This is a genomic window from Psychrobacillus sp. FSL K6-2843 (assembly GCF_038626375.1).
GTDB classification, from domain to species: Bacteria; Bacillota; Bacilli; order Bacillales_A; family Planococcaceae; genus Psychrobacillus; species Psychrobacillus faecigallinarum.
Genome location: NZ_CP152021.1, coordinates 2883249 through 2899648 on the forward strand (window position 1 = coordinate 2883249; position 16400 = coordinate 2899648).

A 16400-nucleotide genomic window follows, 5' to 3' on the forward strand; every position below is an offset into this window, starting at 1 on the left:
ATGGCGTTTCAAATTTTGTTAAATGTTTTCATTGCCCTGACCTGGATGTTTTTATCGGTATCCTTTAAGCCTACTACCTTCATCGTGGGATATCTGCTAGGCTTACTTATGCTTTTCATACTAAGAAAATCCTTTAAATCACGGTTTTATATGGATCGAGTGTGGGCGGTTATAAAATTGGCTGTCTTATTTTTAAAGGAGCTAATACTTTCTAACTTCTCGGTATTAAAGTTAATCGTAAAGCCTGAAATGCCCATCCGTCCTGCCATATTTGCCTTGGAAACAGTTTTAACCGAAGACTGGGAAATAACGTTGTTATCCAGCCTTATAACGTTAACACCTGGTACGGTAGTTATTGATGTTTCGGATGACAATAAAACGTTATATATTCATTCTATTGAGTTTAGCAATATTGACGAAGCGGTTAACTCCATACGCGATACTTTTGAGAAAGCAATTTTGGAGGTGAGTAGATCATGATAACTTTTTTATGGGTGATTGTCGTGTTAATAAGCGCCGCTTTACTAGGCTTCTTATACCGACTTGTAAAGGGTCCGACTACTCCCGATCGCGTAATAGCCTTGGATGCAATTGGAGTGGGTCTAATCTCTTTAATTGGTCTAATATCAATTCTGTTTGACACTCCATTCTTCTTAGAGGTCATTCTATTGTTAGCTGTTCTTTCCTTTATAGGAACAGTAGCGTTTTCTAAATTCACGGAGAAGGGAGAAATCATTCAACGTGACCGTAATAGCTAATATATTTATCGTAGGTACTATTTCCTTTGGAACTATTTTTATCTTGGTTACTGCAATAGGCTTGTTCCGACTACCAGATGTCTATACAAGAGCACATGCAGCTTCCAAGAGTGCTACACTTGGGGTTATGAGCATTTTAATAGGTGTGTTTCTTCACTTTTGGTTAATCGAGGGGACGTTTAATTCTCGTATTTTGCTTGGTATTCTGTTTCTTTTCATCACTGGACCTGTAGGTGGACATATGATGGGAAGAGCTGCCTATTACTCTGGCGTGGAATGTTGCGACCTCACAGTTCGAGATGATTTAGAAGAGGTAGTGGAAGAAAAAAGAAAGAACATGAAAGTCAAAGTTTGATGAGTGTGTAGGCAGAGTGTTTTATCACTTTGTCTACACTTTTTTGTTGTAAACACTAACATCAAATATCATTCGTGTTTAAAATAACTGACACATTAGACAGGATTGCGTTTTTCAAAAGTAATGGTAGTTTTCTTCACTTACAATGAAAGGAATGAAGTACGATTAGGTCAAATAAAAAATTAGGTAAACATCTCAATATAAAATTAATAATCGCAAAGTGAAAATTCTAAATTACAAAAGAAGCAGTCATTTTGACGAATATAAAAATCAAGAGATATTTACCATTGAATTAATAACGAAAATTTATAATGAAGTGCTAGATAACAAAGCTGTAAAAATAGAACTCAATGAAAAAGAAATTATAAATGCTGAATGGATATTATGTTTTAGACAGCCAAATATATATAGATTTACTTATAAGATAATTAATACAATATCGGTGAATAAATCAAACGGGGAATGCCAAAAAAATTGCATTCGATATTCTTCAGAAGGAAAATCAATATCAAAATTTAACAGAACCAAATTTTAAAAAAGCTATTACCTTCCCTGATATATCAAGGAATGGCAATAGCTCTTTTTTAGTAGTACGGGTAATACGGTGTAAAATTGTTGTAGTAAGGATACGGTTGGTATGGATATGGCTGATAAGGATAAGGTTGTCTGGCACCAAAGCCAACAATGGAAGAACCTAAAAGACCTCCTACAAAGCCTCCTAATAATGGCGCTCCAAAACCACCGAAACCTCCACCAAATCCACCATAGCCTCCATAGCCTCCTGGGCCAACCGGACCTCTACCTCCATAACCACCGCGTTGATATCTAGGCATAATGTTCCTCCTTTCAACACAGTGTATGCTATATGGGATAAGTGTCCTGTGCGTATACCCTACTCTTCTTCAGCCATTCTTTCGATAAGAGTAGCCAATGTTCGTACCATTACACCGGTACCACCTTTTGGTCCAAAATCATAGGCAGATTTAGAGTCAGATGTTCCAGCTATGTCTAAGTGAATCCATGGTGTTTCCTCCACGAACTCTCCAACAAAACCGCCTCCAAATATCATATGACCATCTCCTCCAGGAGAATTATTCAAGTCAGCCACATCACTCTTGCGGATACGTTTTTTATCGTTTTCTGTTAAAGGCAATCTCCATACAAACTCGCCAGTTTCTAAAGAGGATTCCATAAAGGTTTCAAAAAACTCCTCGTCATTTGTAAGTGCACCTGTCTTGTCATATCCAAGAGCTGTAATAACGCCACCTGTTAAAGTAGCAACGTCTACGATATAGTTAGCTCCTTGTTGTTTTGCATAAGTAACCGCATCTGCTAGAACAAGACGGCCTTCTGCATCCGTGTTTAAAATTTCAATTGTTTTTCCACTCATCGAAGTGATGACGTCATCAGGCTTGAAGGCATTACCAGAAATCATATTGTCTGTGGAAGGTATAACTGCAATAACATTTTTATTTGGACGAAGCTCTCCAATAATTTGCATTGCTCCTAATACTGCTGCAGCACCTCCCATATCGCCCTTCATCCCAACGATACCTGCCTTCGTTTTGAGAGAGTAACCACCTGTATCAAAAGTAATTCCTTTACCAACAAGTGCCACTACATCATCCCAGTTTTCTGTTGCCTGATATTTCAAAGCGATTAATCGCGGTTCTTCAACAGATCCTTGATTTACTGCAAGTAATGCTCCCATCCCAAGTTCTTCTATTTCTTTCTTACCTAAAATTTCTGTTTCAAAGCCATATGTTTCTCCAAGCTCTCTTGCATACTCACCTAGCTGTGTAGAAGTTAATACGTTTCCTGGTGTGTTTACTAAAATTCTTGCTTCATTTACTGCATCTGCATAAATACTTCCTACCTCAAAATAAGTAGCAGCTTCGTCCGGATCAGTGTCAGTTAATAGCTCGATGGCAGGTAAATAGTAATCAGGGACATTAGAGGATGTTTTGTAGCCTTCATAAACGAATGCACCCATTCCAATTCCTTCGGCTGCTAAATACGCTACATCGGCTTCTGTAGCTGCTTCTGATGTAAATGATGGTATCCAAACTGCTAAAGACTCTGGCTTACTCGAAAGAAGTTCTTTGCCTACTAAGCCAAATGCCTCACGAATGTTCTCTTGAGTTAACTTTTTGCGGTCACCAAGCCCGACAAAAAGAATTCTTTTTACAGTTTCCTGATTAGCAACTGGTACTTTTACTAGTTTTTTTAAATCTGATGAAATGTCTCCGCTTTTTACCCATTCTAGGATGTGGTCTCCAAAAGCATTTAACAATGCATCCCACTTCTCTGTGTTTTCAGGATGCTTTGGAATGCCCACCACTAGTGTTTCTGATTGCACTTCTTCGAATAATACTTCATTAGTATTTATAATCATTATTTTTCCCCCTAGATAATTTGGATACATTATCATTATATAGCAACAAGTTTGATTTTTCGAATAGTAGTAATATGTTATACTAGTAGTAACTAAAGTTTTCCTTGAAAGGCTGTGTCTACTCTGACAATCCTCCAAAATACTCCATTACTAGCTGCTCTATTTTCTATTTTCTTTGCTCAGTTCGTGAAAATACCTATTCATTTTTTGGTCACCAAAAAGGTTGATTGGAAGTTATTTACTTCTACTGGTGGAATGCCTAGTTCCCACTCTGCGGCTGTAACTTCTCTTTGCACAGCTATTGCTTTTGAGACAGGTTTAGACTCACCTCTCTTTGCAGTTGCTACTGTATTTGCAGTTATAGTGATGTTCGATGCAACTGGTGTCAGATTCCAGGCTGGCCAGCAAGCCATTATTATCAATCAAATGCGTGTAGATTTTCAGGCATTTGTGAATCAGACAAAAGGTTGGGGACAAAAGAAAAGTGAAGAAAAGCTAGAAGAATTAAAAACGTTGCTTGGTCATAAACCAATAGAGGTATTTATGGGTGCCCTAACTGGGATTATGATATCTATCATTATTTACACCGTGATTTTATAGCTTTTTTACAAATTAAGAGTTAAATCAAATGTAGTTTAAATATACATTCCTCTTGCCCACAACTACTGTGCATTATTCTCTAAATAACAGGTACTGTTAAACTTGTTTAGTATTTTATTATCTCTAGAAGCGTATTCGCCTTAAATCGAATGCGCTTCTTGTTTTTTCCTAATTGGACTCTATTTGTTGTTTATCCTTCAACTAAGTGATAATAGTATTTTAATTCATCATTATACTTAGTAATAAGTACATCATTACGTTCTTTAGCTTTAAATATTTCAGTACCAATGGGCAGAATATTTGCTGTAGAATCTTTAAAATCCATTGGATTAGAAGTGTTATACTCAATTTTCCCTACTAAATCACCTTCTGTTAAGACAAGTTCGTTAACCCACTCAATATTCGTACTATAGATTATACTATCCCACTGAAAAATATCAGCTTTTGAATCAATTTCCAGAATTTCTTGTGCAGTAGGATTACCAATGGTTACTTCTGTTGTAGTGTTTTGGTCTATTGAACTGTTGCTTGATTCATCCGAGCATCCCCATAACAATAGATTCCCTAGCATCATTACTGTTATAATCACACACTTTTTCAATACCACCCCTCCTTTTCTAATACATTAGTCGATTGATACATAATATTCGTTTCTTTTTCCCATACCTTTCTATATAGTTACCTTGAGGCTATATATGTACTTCGGAATTATGCATATGCTTTTTCTTACCAATAAAAAAAAGATGGCTATAAGGCCATCCCTTTTTAGAACATTTGATATCCACTTTTCCGAAGCATTTTAATAACGATCCCCGCAATAATTGCTCCTACAAAACCACTTGTTAAAATTACGATATCTGCCATATGCAAAGAAACAAACTTATCTCCTAGAGCAGAGAATGAAGAACCCGGGTTAGTGAAATAATCAAAGAACCCTACCTCATCAATGATAAATACCACAATTAGTGGATATAAAATAGCCACAAACCAGGACATTCTTAGTAACATATTTAATAAGAAGGCGATTCCAAAAAACATAACTAGAAAAATTAGTACTGAAAGAATCATCTGTGTAATTGTAAAATTCATATTCATATACCTCCGTAGTATCTCTAAATAGTTTACCTTAACGGAGGCGTGGATTCAATGTACTTGTTTCTTTTCACATTTTTGTCAAATAATCTTCTTATTACTTTTTCCAGAGCCATTACAGCAGCCACACGTTTCTGATCCACCAAGTCTAAGTTGGAAATATCCTTCACCTTTACAATAAGGACAAGACTTTGCAGTTTCTGTTTTAAATTTAATCATATAATACGCCTCCTTGAATATTTATTTTAATATTCAGATAATATATCACGGATTAATATATTTGTAAATAAAAAACAAAATATATTTGATACGTGTTTTAAAAGTGCTTAAGTAAAGAAAAATAGACTGTCTTATGAAAAATGTGCTTTGTTTCATAAGACTTTTTATCGAAGTTCTATAAGCTAACCACTATTAGTAGAGCTAGTCACAGTTGAATTTTTAATGACATGAATTTAGTCTATTTATGTTCGGATTATTTTATGAATAATTTATAGCTAGTATACCCAAATATGTCTCCAGGATTTATCCCTTCGATAGTTGGAAAGCCAATTTCTAAAGACGCAGCTGCTAATTCATGCAGCATTACAGAAGCGTTCTCATCTTTCAGTAAATCACTTGGAAGTATCCATTTGGCCTCATATAGCTCAGAAAGCTGCACTTGAATAATCGGTTCCTCTTCAATTGGTTTAAGAAGAAAAATGGCCATATTATCACTGATTTTTCCCTGTAAGACCCCACTTCTAAAACCGATCATATTTTTAACTGTACAATCTACCGCAGTTTCTTCCTTAACTTCACGTACGGCAGCCTGTTCAATTGTTTCATCACCATTTACAAAGCCTGCAGGTAAAGACCATCTTCCTTCTAAGCCACCATATCGTTTTTTAACAACTAGCCATTCACCCTTGTTGTTTAAAACTAATCCTGCAGCTCCCAACCAGACATTTCCTCGTTTATCCTTCGACAAATAATCCATCTCCTTTAACAAAAGCATACTTACCTTTTATACTTTAAAAAAGCTCCCACTGAGAGTTACAGTGGGAGCCATGTATTGTTTTTCTTTTATAATTTAAATTTACCTTTTTTAAGCACTAATGGAACTCCACCGATCATGAAAAGAGCACGGTTATCAATAACCTTTTTCATGATGGATGCTTTAGTACCAGTAAGTTTTCTACCCATTACATCTCCAATTGCATCATGCTCACCAAGAGAACAAACTGTTCCTTTTAGTTCAGGAACAAATTCCTTTGTATTTTCGCCTTTCATTAGGGCTACGATATTTTTAGCAACTGTTACAGCTTGTTGCATAGCAATTTGAGCAGTAGGTGGGTATGGACGATTTGTTTCTTCATTAATCATTAGAGCACAATCACCAACGATGAATACGTCTGGGAATCCAGGTGCACGCATATCTTTTTCAACTTTAACGCGAGCACGCATATTTTCGATACCAGAAGTTTCGATTAAGCGGTTTCCACGAACTCCAGCAGCCCATACTACAGTACCAGCTTTGATGAATTCAAATTCTTCTTCGCCTTTTTTAATTTTAACGCCTTCAGGAGTAGCTTCTACTACTGGTGTACCTATAGAGAACTCGATTCCTTTTGCTTCTAATTGACGAACAGCATATTCAACTAGCTCAGGATCAAAACCAGGTAATACCATAGGAGCAGCTTCTACGCAGACAACGCGTACTTTTTCTTTTGGTACATCGTATTCTTCACAAAGCTCAGGAATACGATTACCTAATTCACCTAAAAATTCAATACCAGAGAAGCCAGCTCCTCCTACTACAATAGTTAAACGAGCATCGTCTCTGTTTTCTTCTGTAGACCATGTAGCAAATTGGTATTCGATATGATCACGGATTTGACGAGCAGCATTTACATTTGCAATTGATAGTGCATATTTATCTAAACCAGTGATTCCAAATGTTTCACCTTCAAAGCCTAAACCGATTACTAAATAATCATATGTGTATTCTCCAGCACTTGTTGCTACCTTCTTAGTATTAACATCAATGCCTTCGACAGTTGCTTTTACAAATTGTACCTTGCTTTTATTTATAACACCTTGAATATCATAACGCACTTGGTCTGGACGTAAAGTTCCAGCTGAAGCCTCATGTAACCAAGTAGACTCGTAGTGATAGTCATTTTTATTTACTAAAATAATATCTGCTTCATCGGTACCTACTAATTTTTGAAGGTTCACTACAGTAGATAATCCACCATAACCTGCACCTAATACTAGAATTGTTGGTCTTTTCACGAAGATCGCAACCACCTTTTTATATTTTTTATGAATCTAATGATACGAATAATTCACAATTAGAAATGGACTTTGTCATTTTTCCGACAAATTTTTCACTACATCCTATTTTAGACCTTTTAGAATAGGATTTCAACACTATTTAACAACATTGCAAAGGTGGGAATATACAGACAATTAGCCCATGAGAAAAGCGCAAGCGCCTAGATCTGTCCCGACAAGCAAATGGGGGAAAGCGAGGAGGCAGTTCTTCAGCCACCGCAGCTTTTTCCCATTTGACCTCGAGGGGCAAGGCGCTGGAGCTAGACAACAAGAAAAGCGCAAGCGCCTAGTTCTGTCCCAACAAGCAAATGGGGGAAAGCGAGAGCAACCAGTTAGATCCTCATTGACTTCCAAACGTAATTTACTTTCTTATCCTTTAAAAAAGAACATTTTCTTAAGTAAGAAAATGTTCTTTCGAATATTTAGCAGCTTTCCGGTGTGCCTTCTTTTTTAGCAGTTCTAAATGATGAACCACAGCCACAGGATGCAATTGCATTAGGGTTATCGATGGTAAAGCCTCCACCCATCAACGATTCTTTGTAATCGATGACTGTACCTTGGAGAATAGAAGCATCTTCACTAGATATAATTATTTCTAAATCATGCTGATGTAAAACTATATCGTCTTCATTTTTCTCTTTTTCAAATCCCATACCGTAAGAAAGACCGCTACATCCGCCACCGTTAACAGATACACGGAGAAGTGAACCTTCTTCCTCGTTGTGAACCATCATCTCTTTGACGCGGTAAGCTGCCGCTTCAGACAAATTAACTACTTCTGTCATCTGAATCACATTCCTTCCTTATTTATATAATATCAATTTAATCACAATCTATACAAGGAAAACTACTTAAGTTACCTCGCTTTCGAAATATTTTTACAGTATAATAAAACCAAGAACGAGAATAAGGAGAAGATAAAATGGAAATACCTCCATATTACCAAAAAGATATCGAATGCTTACACTGTAAAAACAAATTTAAATCAACCAAGATACGTTCAAAATTTATAAATGTCGAATCTCATGAAACAGACTTTCAACCAATATATCAAAATAAAGATATCAACCCGTTATTATATAATGTATTTGTCTGTGAGCATTGTGGCTTTTCTTTTACCGATGACTTCACCAAGTATTTTGCACCTGGACTTAAAGAAATCGTTAAAGAGAAAATATCGACTAATTGGACACCACGTTCCTATGGCGACGTCCGATCGACACAAGACGGGATCACTACATATAAATTAGGTATACTGTGTGGAACGTTAAAAAAAGAAAAATTTGTCTCTATTGCTGGCTTAGCACTTCGTACTGCTTGGCTCTACCGCATGATGGAAAACAAAGAAGATGAAAATAGATTTCTAGAAATAGCCAGAGATCGTTACTCAGACTCCTATTCTAGCGAAGATTACAATGGAACTCAAATGTCCGAGACACGAATTATATATATGATAGCAGAGCTTTCTAGAAGAATAGGTGACCGAGAATTAGCAACGCGTTATTTTTCCAAAGTAATCGAAAAACAAAGTACCTCTATAGAACCCAAGCTAATTGAAATGGCAAAAGAGCGTTGGCAGGAAATGCGAGGGTGAAAAAAAGAAGCCTCATTCAGGCTTCTTTTTTATATGTGTTGGTATTAAAATACTTGTTCTACTTCTACTATTCCAGGTACTTCCTCTAATAAAGCGCGTTCAATACCAGCTTTTAACGTGATAGTAGAACTTGGGCAGCTCCCGCATGCTCCTAAAAGGCGTAATTTTACAATACCATCTTCAACGTCAACAAGCTCGCAGTCTCCGCCGTCACGTAGTAAGAATGGACGCAATTTATCTAAAACTTCTTGTACTTGTTCGTTAATTGTATCAGTCATATATGTCGACTCCTTTCGCTATAATCATTATAGAATAATTGTTGGTTAAATGGAAGTGTTTACTCCCCACAAAACACACCGTGATAAGAGTGTTCCCTAAGATTCATAAAATAATTATTTACCCTGTTTTATTCTTAAATACAAATCATTTTTACGATGATTTGTATATAGACTATTTACTTAATATTAATAATAAATAGCTAGAATCGTGTTACTTCAGGCTTTTATTCCCCAATATATCTTTCCAAAATAAATTTATTTTCAATTCTAGTCTATTAGACTAGCTTCCTCTACTAAAAGTTCATATGTTACAGTATGCCATTTGTTGGCAAATAAACTTCGAGGAGGTGTTTTTTTATGGTTTTAACCTTACAAGCATTTACAACTCCAGCAAATACTCAAGTCATTGCTGATACAGCTGCTTTACCAGGTACTCTTCCAACACCAGCAGTACCAACCGCACCAGCTATGTTGTCTCCTTTAATTGATGGCAGCAGCGCTTATATCTGGTCACCGAATACAGCATCCAACCAAACGGTTACATTCCAAAGCATTTTCGACATTGGAACTTTACCAATTCTAGGACTTGCTTTGCCACTTAGCGCGTTTTATGCGTATGCAGGTAACGAGACTGTCTCAGTAACTGCAACTTTAGAGGTAGTAAATCTTTTAGGAATTGTTATAGCAACTATTCCTTTATTTACCGATGCTAACTCTGGTAGCTCTCAGGACGTAGCAATTGCATCTGGAGATGCTCTTTTAGCAGTTGGTTTATTAGGAAATACAGGTCGTATTGTCATCAATGCTACTGTTACTTCCCCAACAGTAATAGGATATTCTGCAAATCCCGGCAGATATCTTGGACAACTTACCGTTCGTAGTCTTATAGCTGTTTAACAGCAGCTCCTCTTAAGGATGGCGTCTATACAATTTACAAGTTTCCCTCAATCTAGTAAATAACTTAGGCTAATTCACTGAAAACGTAAGCATCTCTGTACATGTACAAATAAACCAGTACATGTTTCAGAGGTGCTTTAAATATACTATTGGAAAAGTGAGAATAGGTAATTCTCAATAAGAATTGCTAAAAAAATTTGTCGGTTAATTTCATAAATAGCACTTTGCCAGTATTCACAGCCAACCAATTATATTATATTCAATGTCATGTGTATCGATTCTCTTTTCTTAAAATAAACGATTTAAATTCGCCATTTCAATTGCAGAAACCGCACTGTCATAGCCTTTGTTTCCAGCTTTTGTTCCTGCACGTTCAATTGCTTGTTCAATATTTTCCGTTGTCACTATACCAAAAATAACAGGTATACCCGTATCTAGGCCTGCTTTTGCAATGCCTTTTGCTGCTTCATTACATACATAGTCATAGTGCGTAGTAGATCCACGTATTACAGTACCTAAGCCGATTATTGCATCGTAGTTTTTCGTATTTGCCATTTTCTTTGCGATAAATGGTACTTCAAATGCTCCTGGCACCCAAGCGATATCAATATTTCCTTCCTCAACTCCGTGACGTTTTAAACCGTCTAGTGCACCGCTTAATAATTTGTCATTAATAAACTCATTAAATCTTCCTACTACAATTCCTATTTTTAAATCTGTACCGACTAGCTGTGCCTCAAAAATTTGTCCCATGCTCATTCTCCTTTTACGTAAGCTTTATAATTCGCTTCTGTGTATTTCACTAAATCTTCTATCGTAATAAACTTCATTTGAAATTTTTCTGCAATTTTTTCAAGTTGTGGTATGCGTGCCATTGTACCGTCCTCGTTCATAATCTCACAAATAACAGCGACTTCTTTTGAACCACATAATTTAGCTAGTTCTACACCTGCTTCTGTATGACCACGACGCTCTATAACTCCCCCTTTTTTTGCGATAAGAGGGAATACATGTCCTGGACGGTTGAAATCTGTTGCTACAGCTTGATTATTTAATAGTGCAAGAATTGTATAAGATCGTTCAAATGCACTAATGCCTGTTGTTGTTGATTTATGATCAATACTAATGGTAAAGGCTGTTTGATGTGAATCCGTGTTCTTATTTACCATTGGGTCTAATGACAATCTTTCTGCAATTTCATTTGAAATGGGTGTGCATATTAAGCCACGACCATGCACTGCCATAAAATTAATGTTTTCAGGTGTTGCATACTCACCTATTACGACAAAATCACCTTCATTTTCTCGATTTACATCATCGACTACAATGATGATTTCACCTTGCTTTAATGCAACGATTGCTTCGTCTATAGTATTCATTTCATTCCACTCCTTTAGAATCCGGCTTTTTGTAAGAAATCAACAGTCACTTTTCCTGTATTTTGATTGGCTAGATGCTTTGCTACATACTTGCCAATTAAATCCGTTTCAATATTGACAATTTCTCCAGTCTGTTTTAAGCCAAGCACAGTTTCCTTGAATGTATGTGGTATTAAAGAAACAGTAATTATAGAATCTGTTACATTAAAAATCGTCAGGCTTGTACCATCAATGGTGATTGAGCCCTTCATTAAACAGTTAAAAAGCAATTCTTTTGGCATTGCTAAGTCGATATATACTGCATTGGAAGCTGGTCTCTTTCGAAGAATCGTTGCAACACCATCGACATGTCCAGAAACAATATGACCGCCGAATCTGCCATTTGCAGACATTGCTCTTTCTAAATTCACTGTTGAACCTTTTTTAAGTTGCTGTAAGCTTGTCGATTTAACCGTTTCAGGCATCACATCTGCCACAAACAGATCATTCGTAAACTTTTTAACAGTTAGACACACACCATTTACAGCAATGCTATCGCCAAGCTGTACATCTTCTAAAATTTTGCTAGCTCCAATGGAAATTTCCATCGATTGAGTAGACATATTCATCTGCTGAACAGCCCCTAGCTCCTCAATAATCCCTGTAAACATCTTCCTCACCTCTTTCTCAAAATAAAAAACCCCGAACATTTTTTGTCGGAGTTTCGATGAGAGGTAAATTTGGCTTCGTCAAATAAGACTAGTGAATATGTATTTTCAAAAGTCTACTTGCGTTGCTTCCTTCTCCCATCCAGACTATAACTGTCGGCTTTGGACTTGCACCAAATCCTGCACACTAAAAGTGGCTCACGGGCTTAGAGATACAATCTCAACACCGTCGATTGGGAATTTCACCCGACCCCGAAGGAATAATATAAAATTGTTGTAAAATAAAAAAATTCCCAACACGGTTGTGATGGGATGAAAGTGCATAGCAAAAAATACATTTTAAAATTGCAATTTTAAAATGTTTTGCTTACTCCTTCTCCCATCCAGACTATAACTGTCGGCTTTGGACTCGCACCAAATCCTGCACACTAAAAGCGGCTCACGGGCTTAGAGATATAATCTCAACACCGTCGATTGGGAATTTCACCCGACCCCGAAGGAAATTATTCTATTTGATTAGTATTGTATCATAAAAATTCGACGTAGAGGCTTTCTTCGTATTACCACCTTTTAGTTGATTTGCATTCCTGGACTTTCAGACTAACTAAATCAACAACCGTTAGTGCATGAAACAATCATGACTAAAGCTATCATATTAAAACTCTATCATTTAAAGGATATTCGCTTTTTGACAGTATTTCCGTATCCCCTTTATAATATAGATGGGTAAAATAATATATAAGTTAAAGGGGACAAGTATTTTATGGCACAAGAAAAACTCACTGTTGAAATTTACGGTGCCGATATAGTATGTGCAAGCTGTGTGAATGCTCCTTCTTCTAAGGACACGTATGAATGGTTAGAAGCTGCAATTACCAGAAAATTTCCTGGACATCAAATAACATTTTTATATATTGATATAGAAAAGCCAATAGAAGACGAAAAACAACTGTCAATTGCCAATCAAATTGCAAATGATGAGTTTTTCTACCCATTAATAATGATAAACGAGGAAGTTATAGGGGAAGGTTATATTCAGTTAAAGCCTGTATTCTCTGCCCTCGAAAAGTACGGTTATATAGCAGAATAACGTTAAGTATCATTTCAAAAAGTACTCAAATAAGCTTATTAAGTAAAATGCTTTTTCCCAGAGAAAGCATTTTATAAAAAAATAAAAAGCTTGGGAACGCGTTTAACTCCACGTTTCCAAGCTTTTTTAATTTATCCGTTATGGCGTTTATACATCCAAAGTAAACCTGATTTCATCAATCTTGCAATACGTCCAGTAACAGAGATATCTGCCAAATAAGCAAAGCCTTGCTTTTTACCTAGAGATCCCATAAAGCCTTTAAGCTTAATATCTGGCATTTTTTCTGGTAGTGGCTGACCCTTCCAGCGTGCTTGCAGTACTTTCACAATCTGCTCTGCCTGTTCCTCTGCTAGCTGTGCACTTGGAGCAAACGGCAAGGATGCACAATCACCAACTACAAAGACATTATCGTAACTTGGTAGATCATGATATTGAGTAAGGATGATGCGACCAGTTTTGTCCTTCTCTCCAGGTAAAGCACGAACAGGAGCAGCTGGCTGAATACCGGCTGTCCAAACTACAACATCTACCGGAATTATTTCATCATGATTATATAATTTGTTTGGTTCCACTTTTGTGATATTCGAATTGCTTATCACGTCTACATCATTTGTATCAAACCATTTTTGTACAAAATTACTTAAGCGTTCTGGAAAGTCTCTTAATACTCGAGGGCTACGGTCAAATAATTTAATTTTTAAATCTGGTCTACTTTCACGAAGCTCACTCGCAAGCTCGATTCCACTTAGACCTGCCCCCACGATTCCTACAACAGAACCTGCTGGTAATCCACCAATCTTATTGTATGTGTCTCTAGAGCGCCCAATTGTTTGAATGCTATAAGTAAATTCATCCGCTCCTGGAACATTATGATACTTATCTTCGCAGCCAAGTCCAATTACTAAATCATCGTATGGAATTATTTTTTCATCTTGTAGAATTACTTGTTTGTTTTCTACATCAATTTTCTCAATTTCTCCATAAGTAATTTTTAACTTGTCACTCTCTGGAAAAGCCACTCTAATTTCATGATCAGATGATGTGCCTGCTGCCAACGCGTAAAATTCTGTTTTTAAACTATGAAATGGTGTACGATCTATTAATGTGAGTTCTACATCATCTGGCAAATTATTTGGTAATAGGCGTAGTAATACGCGCATATTCCCATATCCTCCACCTAACAATACTAATTTTCGCATAAATATTCTCCCTTTTGTTTCAATGTCTCCTCAAATTATAAATGATTGTGACACATTTCACAATAAAACTTCACAATTGACCTTTATAAAAAAATAGAGTAGCATGACGATGTAGTGAGGTGACAGCTATGAATCCAATGGTTGAATTTTGTATAAGCAACCTTGCAAATGGTTCACAAGAAGCTTTTGATATATTAGAACAGGATCCTGATTTAGATGTGTTAGAATATGGCTGTCTTAGCTATTGTTCCCTATGTTCCGAAACACTTTTCGCCATAGTGAACGGTGATGTGGTAGAGGGTGAATCTTCCGAAGATCTTGTAGCCAAAATATATAAATACATTGAAGAAAATCCATTATTTTAAAAGGTATCGAGAAGATATTCTCTCGATACCTTTTATATATTTTAATCTATTAAATCAATTTCATACATTCATTCCATAAATAGCATTACTCCATTTATGAGTGAGAAAAAGAAATAAGGTATTCTCTGTTCTAAGCTCAACAGGAATACCTTATTTAATACAGTTATTATATTGTTCTTCCAAACAATGAATGGTGTTTTATTTTATCCAGTCATGTAAAGTTTCTAAAAAATGAGTCGGTTTTTGAAGGAACATTTGAACTTCTTCCGTTCTATTAACTCCAGTATTGACGTGAGCAGTATCAATTCCCATGTGAATGCCGGTTAATATGTCTGTTTGATAATTGTCTCCAATCATCACCATCTCTTCTTTTTTAAACCCATACTTTTTTTGAATAAACTCAAGCATAAACGGTTGCGGCTTTCCAGTAAAAATAGGTTCAACACCTGTAGAATGCTCTACTAATTTGGTGAACGCTCCATTCCCTGGAAGATAGCCTCTTTCACTTGGGAAAGCGTGGTCGCTATTTGTAGAGATAAACGCCGCTCCAGCCCTAATTGACAAACAAGCTTGTGCGAGCTTTTCGTAATTGACTTTATGGTCTATTCCCATGACAACCACCTCTGCTAAGTCATCCGTTGGCTCAATTCCTACAGAACATAAAGCATCCTCCAAGCCCTTCTCTCCAATCATAAAAACGCTTTTTGCAGGATAATGCTCGGCAATGTAATTAGCAGCTGCAATCGATGAAGAGATAATTTGCTCCTCAGTAGTATGTATGTCCATCTTCGCTAGCTTCGCTTGTAGCTGCTTTTGAGTCATAGAAGAGTTGTTAGTAACGAAAAAAGGTTCAATCCCATTGTTTTGCAAATAATGTACAAAATCTACAGATTCCTGAATTGGTGTTAGTCCCTTATATACAGTTCCATCTAAATCTAAAAAGTATCCTTTATAGGCGGACATCGGAGTCTTCCGGTAAAAATGCTGAAACTGGCCCAAGCTCATTAATTAAATAATTTTCTACTCTTTCTGGAAACTGTTGTAAATAAGGGAGATTTTTCACTAGAACACTTTCTAATTGCTTATGGTCTACGGAAAAGAAATGTCTCACAAGCTCTTTTCTCATTTCAATAACAGCTTTTAAAGGCGCATCCATCTCAGCTGTAATTACTTTTTCATCAGTCAAAATATCAATTATGTCATCATAGCCACCTGGATCCCTCATGATGAAGCCATCAATCATTGAGTTACCTACATCTATAATGGACTCAATCATATTTTGTCCCACTCGCTCTAATGCAAGTTTCGTTATATTATTTTCATTCCAATCTTTTTTACTATCTATTAAGTCAAGCAATTCTCTCATATGCTTCAATGTCATTGCAATACTTTTACGGTCCACAAAATACATTGTACAGCCTCCTAATTCTTGGTC

22 protein-coding genes, 1 pseudogene and 2 riboswitches are annotated in these 16400 nt (G+C 36.4%); of the genes and pseudogenes, 8 read left to right on the top strand and 15 right to left on the bottom strand.

Features of this window, described 5'->3' with window-relative positions:
• The 3 genes from MKY94_RS14600 to mnhG are packed head-to-tail and all read left to right on the top strand — an operon-like array spanning window position 1 to window position 1113.
• On the top strand, window positions 1-480 hold the full coding sequence (locus tag MKY94_RS14600; protein WP_144538618.1) for a Na+/H+ antiporter subunit E: 480 nt from the start codon (window positions 1-3) through the stop codon (window positions 478-480).
• Window positions 477-758: a Na(+)/H(+) antiporter subunit F1 gene (locus MKY94_RS14605; protein WP_144538619.1), complete on the top strand. Its 282-nt coding sequence runs from the start codon at window positions 477-479 to the stop codon at window positions 756-758. The genes MKY94_RS14600 and MKY94_RS14605 overlap by 4 nt, the downstream gene beginning before the upstream one ends.
• Window positions 742-1113, top strand: coding sequence for a monovalent cation/H(+) antiporter subunit G (mnhG, locus tag MKY94_RS14610; protein WP_144538620.1), 372 nt, complete (start codon window positions 742-744; stop codon window positions 1111-1113). Before MKY94_RS14605 ends, mnhG begins: the two co-directional genes overlap by 17 nt.
• 584 nt (window positions 1114-1697) lie before the next feature.
• Here the strand turns inward: mnhG and MKY94_RS14615 are convergent.
• Both MKY94_RS14615 and MKY94_RS14620 read right to left on the bottom strand, forming a co-directional pair.
• Window positions 1698-1946: a hypothetical protein gene (locus MKY94_RS14615; RefSeq protein WP_340844676.1), complete on the bottom strand. Its 249-nt coding sequence runs from the start codon at window positions 1944-1946 to the stop codon at window positions 1698-1700.
• A 59-nt stretch (window positions 1947-2005) separates the two neighbouring features.
• The gene (locus MKY94_RS14620) at window positions 2006-3508 is read right to left on the bottom strand and encodes a leucyl aminopeptidase (RefSeq protein ID WP_340844677.1); all 1503 of its coding nucleotides are present in this window, start codon (window positions 3506-3508) and stop codon (window positions 2006-2008) included.
• Window positions 3509-3631: 123 nt separating this feature from the next.
• Here MKY94_RS14620 and MKY94_RS14625 point away from each other — a divergent pair, with 123 nt between their 5' ends.
• A complete protein-coding gene (locus tag MKY94_RS14625; RefSeq protein WP_342578690.1) occupies window positions 3632-4108 on the top strand; it encodes a divergent PAP2 family protein in 477 nt (158 codons plus the stop codon).
• A gap of 190 nt (window positions 4109-4298) precedes the next feature.
• Here MKY94_RS14625 and MKY94_RS14630 read toward each other — a convergent pair whose 3' ends face one another.
• The 6 genes from MKY94_RS14630 to MKY94_RS14655 form a co-directional block, all read right to left on the bottom strand.
• The gene (locus MKY94_RS14630; protein ID WP_340844678.1) at window positions 4299-4709 is read right to left on the bottom strand and encodes a hypothetical protein; all 411 of its coding nucleotides are present in this window, start codon (window positions 4707-4709) and stop codon (window positions 4299-4301) included.
• A gap of 164 nt (window positions 4710-4873) precedes the next feature.
• Entirely contained in the window at window positions 4874-5203 is a 330-nt protein-coding gene (locus MKY94_RS14635) for a YuiB family protein (RefSeq protein WP_340844679.1), read from the bottom strand.
• Window positions 5204-5281: 78 nt separating this feature from the next.
• Window positions 5282-5419, bottom strand: coding sequence for a YuiA family protein (locus MKY94_RS14640; RefSeq protein WP_186318169.1), 138 nt, complete (start codon window positions 5417-5419; stop codon window positions 5282-5284).
• Between the two features lie 253 nt (window positions 5420-5672).
• Complete coding sequence (locus MKY94_RS14645) at window positions 5673-6167, bottom strand: NUDIX domain-containing protein (protein ID WP_340844680.1); 495 nt, start codon at window positions 6165-6167, stop codon at window positions 5673-5675.
• Between the two features lie 95 nt (window positions 6168-6262).
• Entirely contained in the window at window positions 6263-7474 is a 1212-nt protein-coding gene (locus tag MKY94_RS14650) for an NAD(P)/FAD-dependent oxidoreductase (protein ID WP_144538626.1), read from the bottom strand.
• 464 nt (window positions 7475-7938) lie between these two features.
• The gene (locus tag MKY94_RS14655; RefSeq protein WP_151113337.1) at window positions 7939-8301 is read right to left on the bottom strand and encodes an iron-sulfur cluster assembly accessory protein; all 363 of its coding nucleotides are present in this window, start codon (window positions 8299-8301) and stop codon (window positions 7939-7941) included.
• Window positions 8302-8438: 137 nt separating this feature from the next.
• On the opposite strand from MKY94_RS14655, the gene MKY94_RS14660 reads away from it, so the two are divergent.
• A complete protein-coding gene (locus MKY94_RS14660) occupies window positions 8439-9110 on the top strand; it encodes a DUF2225 domain-containing protein (protein WP_342577284.1) in 672 nt (223 codons plus the stop codon).
• Window positions 9111-9154: 44 nt separating this feature from the next.
• Here MKY94_RS14660 and MKY94_RS14665 read toward each other — a convergent pair whose 3' ends face one another.
• A complete protein-coding gene (locus MKY94_RS14665) occupies window positions 9155-9388 on the bottom strand; it encodes a NifU family protein (RefSeq protein ID WP_144538629.1) in 234 nt (77 codons plus the stop codon).
• Window positions 9389-9745: 357 nt separating this feature from the next.
• Between MKY94_RS14665 and MKY94_RS14670 the strand changes: the two genes are divergently transcribed.
• Window positions 9746-10285 carry a hypothetical protein gene (locus MKY94_RS14670; protein WP_144538630.1) on the top strand — a complete coding sequence of 180 codons (540 nt, stop codon included), beginning with the start codon at window positions 9746-9748 and terminating at the stop codon, window positions 10283-10285.
• A gap of 288 nt (window positions 10286-10573) precedes the next feature.
• On the opposite strand, the gene ribE (MKY94_RS14675) is transcribed toward MKY94_RS14670, so the two are convergent.
• The 3 genes and pseudogenes from ribE (MKY94_RS14675) to ribE (MKY94_RS14685) all read right to left on the bottom strand — a co-directional run bounded on the left by ribE (MKY94_RS14675) (window position 10574) and on the right by ribE (MKY94_RS14685) (window position 12314).
• Window positions 10574-11038 (bottom strand): 6,7-dimethyl-8-ribityllumazine synthase, encoded by a 465-nt coding sequence (ribE, locus tag MKY94_RS14675; protein WP_154310218.1) that lies wholly within the window; start codon window positions 11036-11038, stop codon window positions 10574-10576.
• Between the two features lie 41 nt (window positions 11039-11079).
• Window positions 11080-11664 (bottom strand): annotated as a pseudogene (gene ribB / locus MKY94_RS14680) (3,4-dihydroxy-2-butanone-4-phosphate synthase); the annotation flags it as partial.
• 14 nt (window positions 11665-11678) lie between these two features.
• The gene (gene ribE / locus MKY94_RS14685; RefSeq protein ID WP_191697675.1) at window positions 11679-12314 is read right to left on the bottom strand and encodes a riboflavin synthase; all 636 of its coding nucleotides are present in this window, start codon (window positions 12312-12314) and stop codon (window positions 11679-11681) included.
• Between the two features lie 123 nt (window positions 12315-12437).
• Window positions 12438-12575: riboswitch (FMN riboswitch) on the bottom strand.
• A 103-nt stretch (window positions 12576-12678) separates the two neighbouring features.
• A riboswitch (FMN riboswitch) is annotated at window positions 12679-12816 on the bottom strand.
• Between the two features lie 258 nt (window positions 12817-13074).
• On the opposite strand from ribE (MKY94_RS14685), the gene MKY94_RS14690 reads away from it, so the two are divergent.
• Window positions 13075-13401, top strand: coding sequence for a YuzD family protein (locus MKY94_RS14690; protein WP_144538634.1), 327 nt, complete (start codon window positions 13075-13077; stop codon window positions 13399-13401).
• Window positions 13402-13532: 131 nt separating this feature from the next.
• On the opposite strand, the gene MKY94_RS14695 is transcribed toward MKY94_RS14690, so the two are convergent.
• Complete coding sequence (locus MKY94_RS14695; protein WP_144538635.1) at window positions 13533-14600, bottom strand: NAD(P)/FAD-dependent oxidoreductase; 1068 nt, start codon at window positions 14598-14600, stop codon at window positions 13533-13535.
• A 128-nt stretch (window positions 14601-14728) separates the two neighbouring features.
• Here MKY94_RS14695 and MKY94_RS14700 point away from each other — a divergent pair, with 128 nt between their 5' ends.
• Window positions 14729-14965, top strand: coding sequence for a YuzB family protein (locus MKY94_RS14700; RefSeq protein WP_144538636.1), 237 nt, complete (start codon window positions 14729-14731; stop codon window positions 14963-14965).
• A gap of 198 nt (window positions 14966-15163) precedes the next feature.
• Here MKY94_RS14700 and MKY94_RS14705 read toward each other — a convergent pair whose 3' ends face one another.
• Both MKY94_RS14705 and MKY94_RS14710 read right to left on the bottom strand, forming a co-directional pair.
• Window positions 15164-15928: a TIGR01457 family HAD-type hydrolase gene (locus MKY94_RS14705; protein ID WP_154310212.1), complete on the bottom strand. Its 765-nt coding sequence runs from the start codon at window positions 15926-15928 to the stop codon at window positions 15164-15166.
• Window positions 15915-16376 carry a DUF86 domain-containing protein gene (locus tag MKY94_RS14710; protein WP_191697677.1) on the bottom strand — a complete coding sequence of 154 codons (462 nt, stop codon included), beginning with the start codon at window positions 16374-16376 and terminating at the stop codon, window positions 15915-15917. The genes MKY94_RS14705 and MKY94_RS14710 overlap by 14 nt, the downstream gene beginning before the upstream one ends.
• Window positions 16377-16400: the final 24 nt, after the last annotated feature.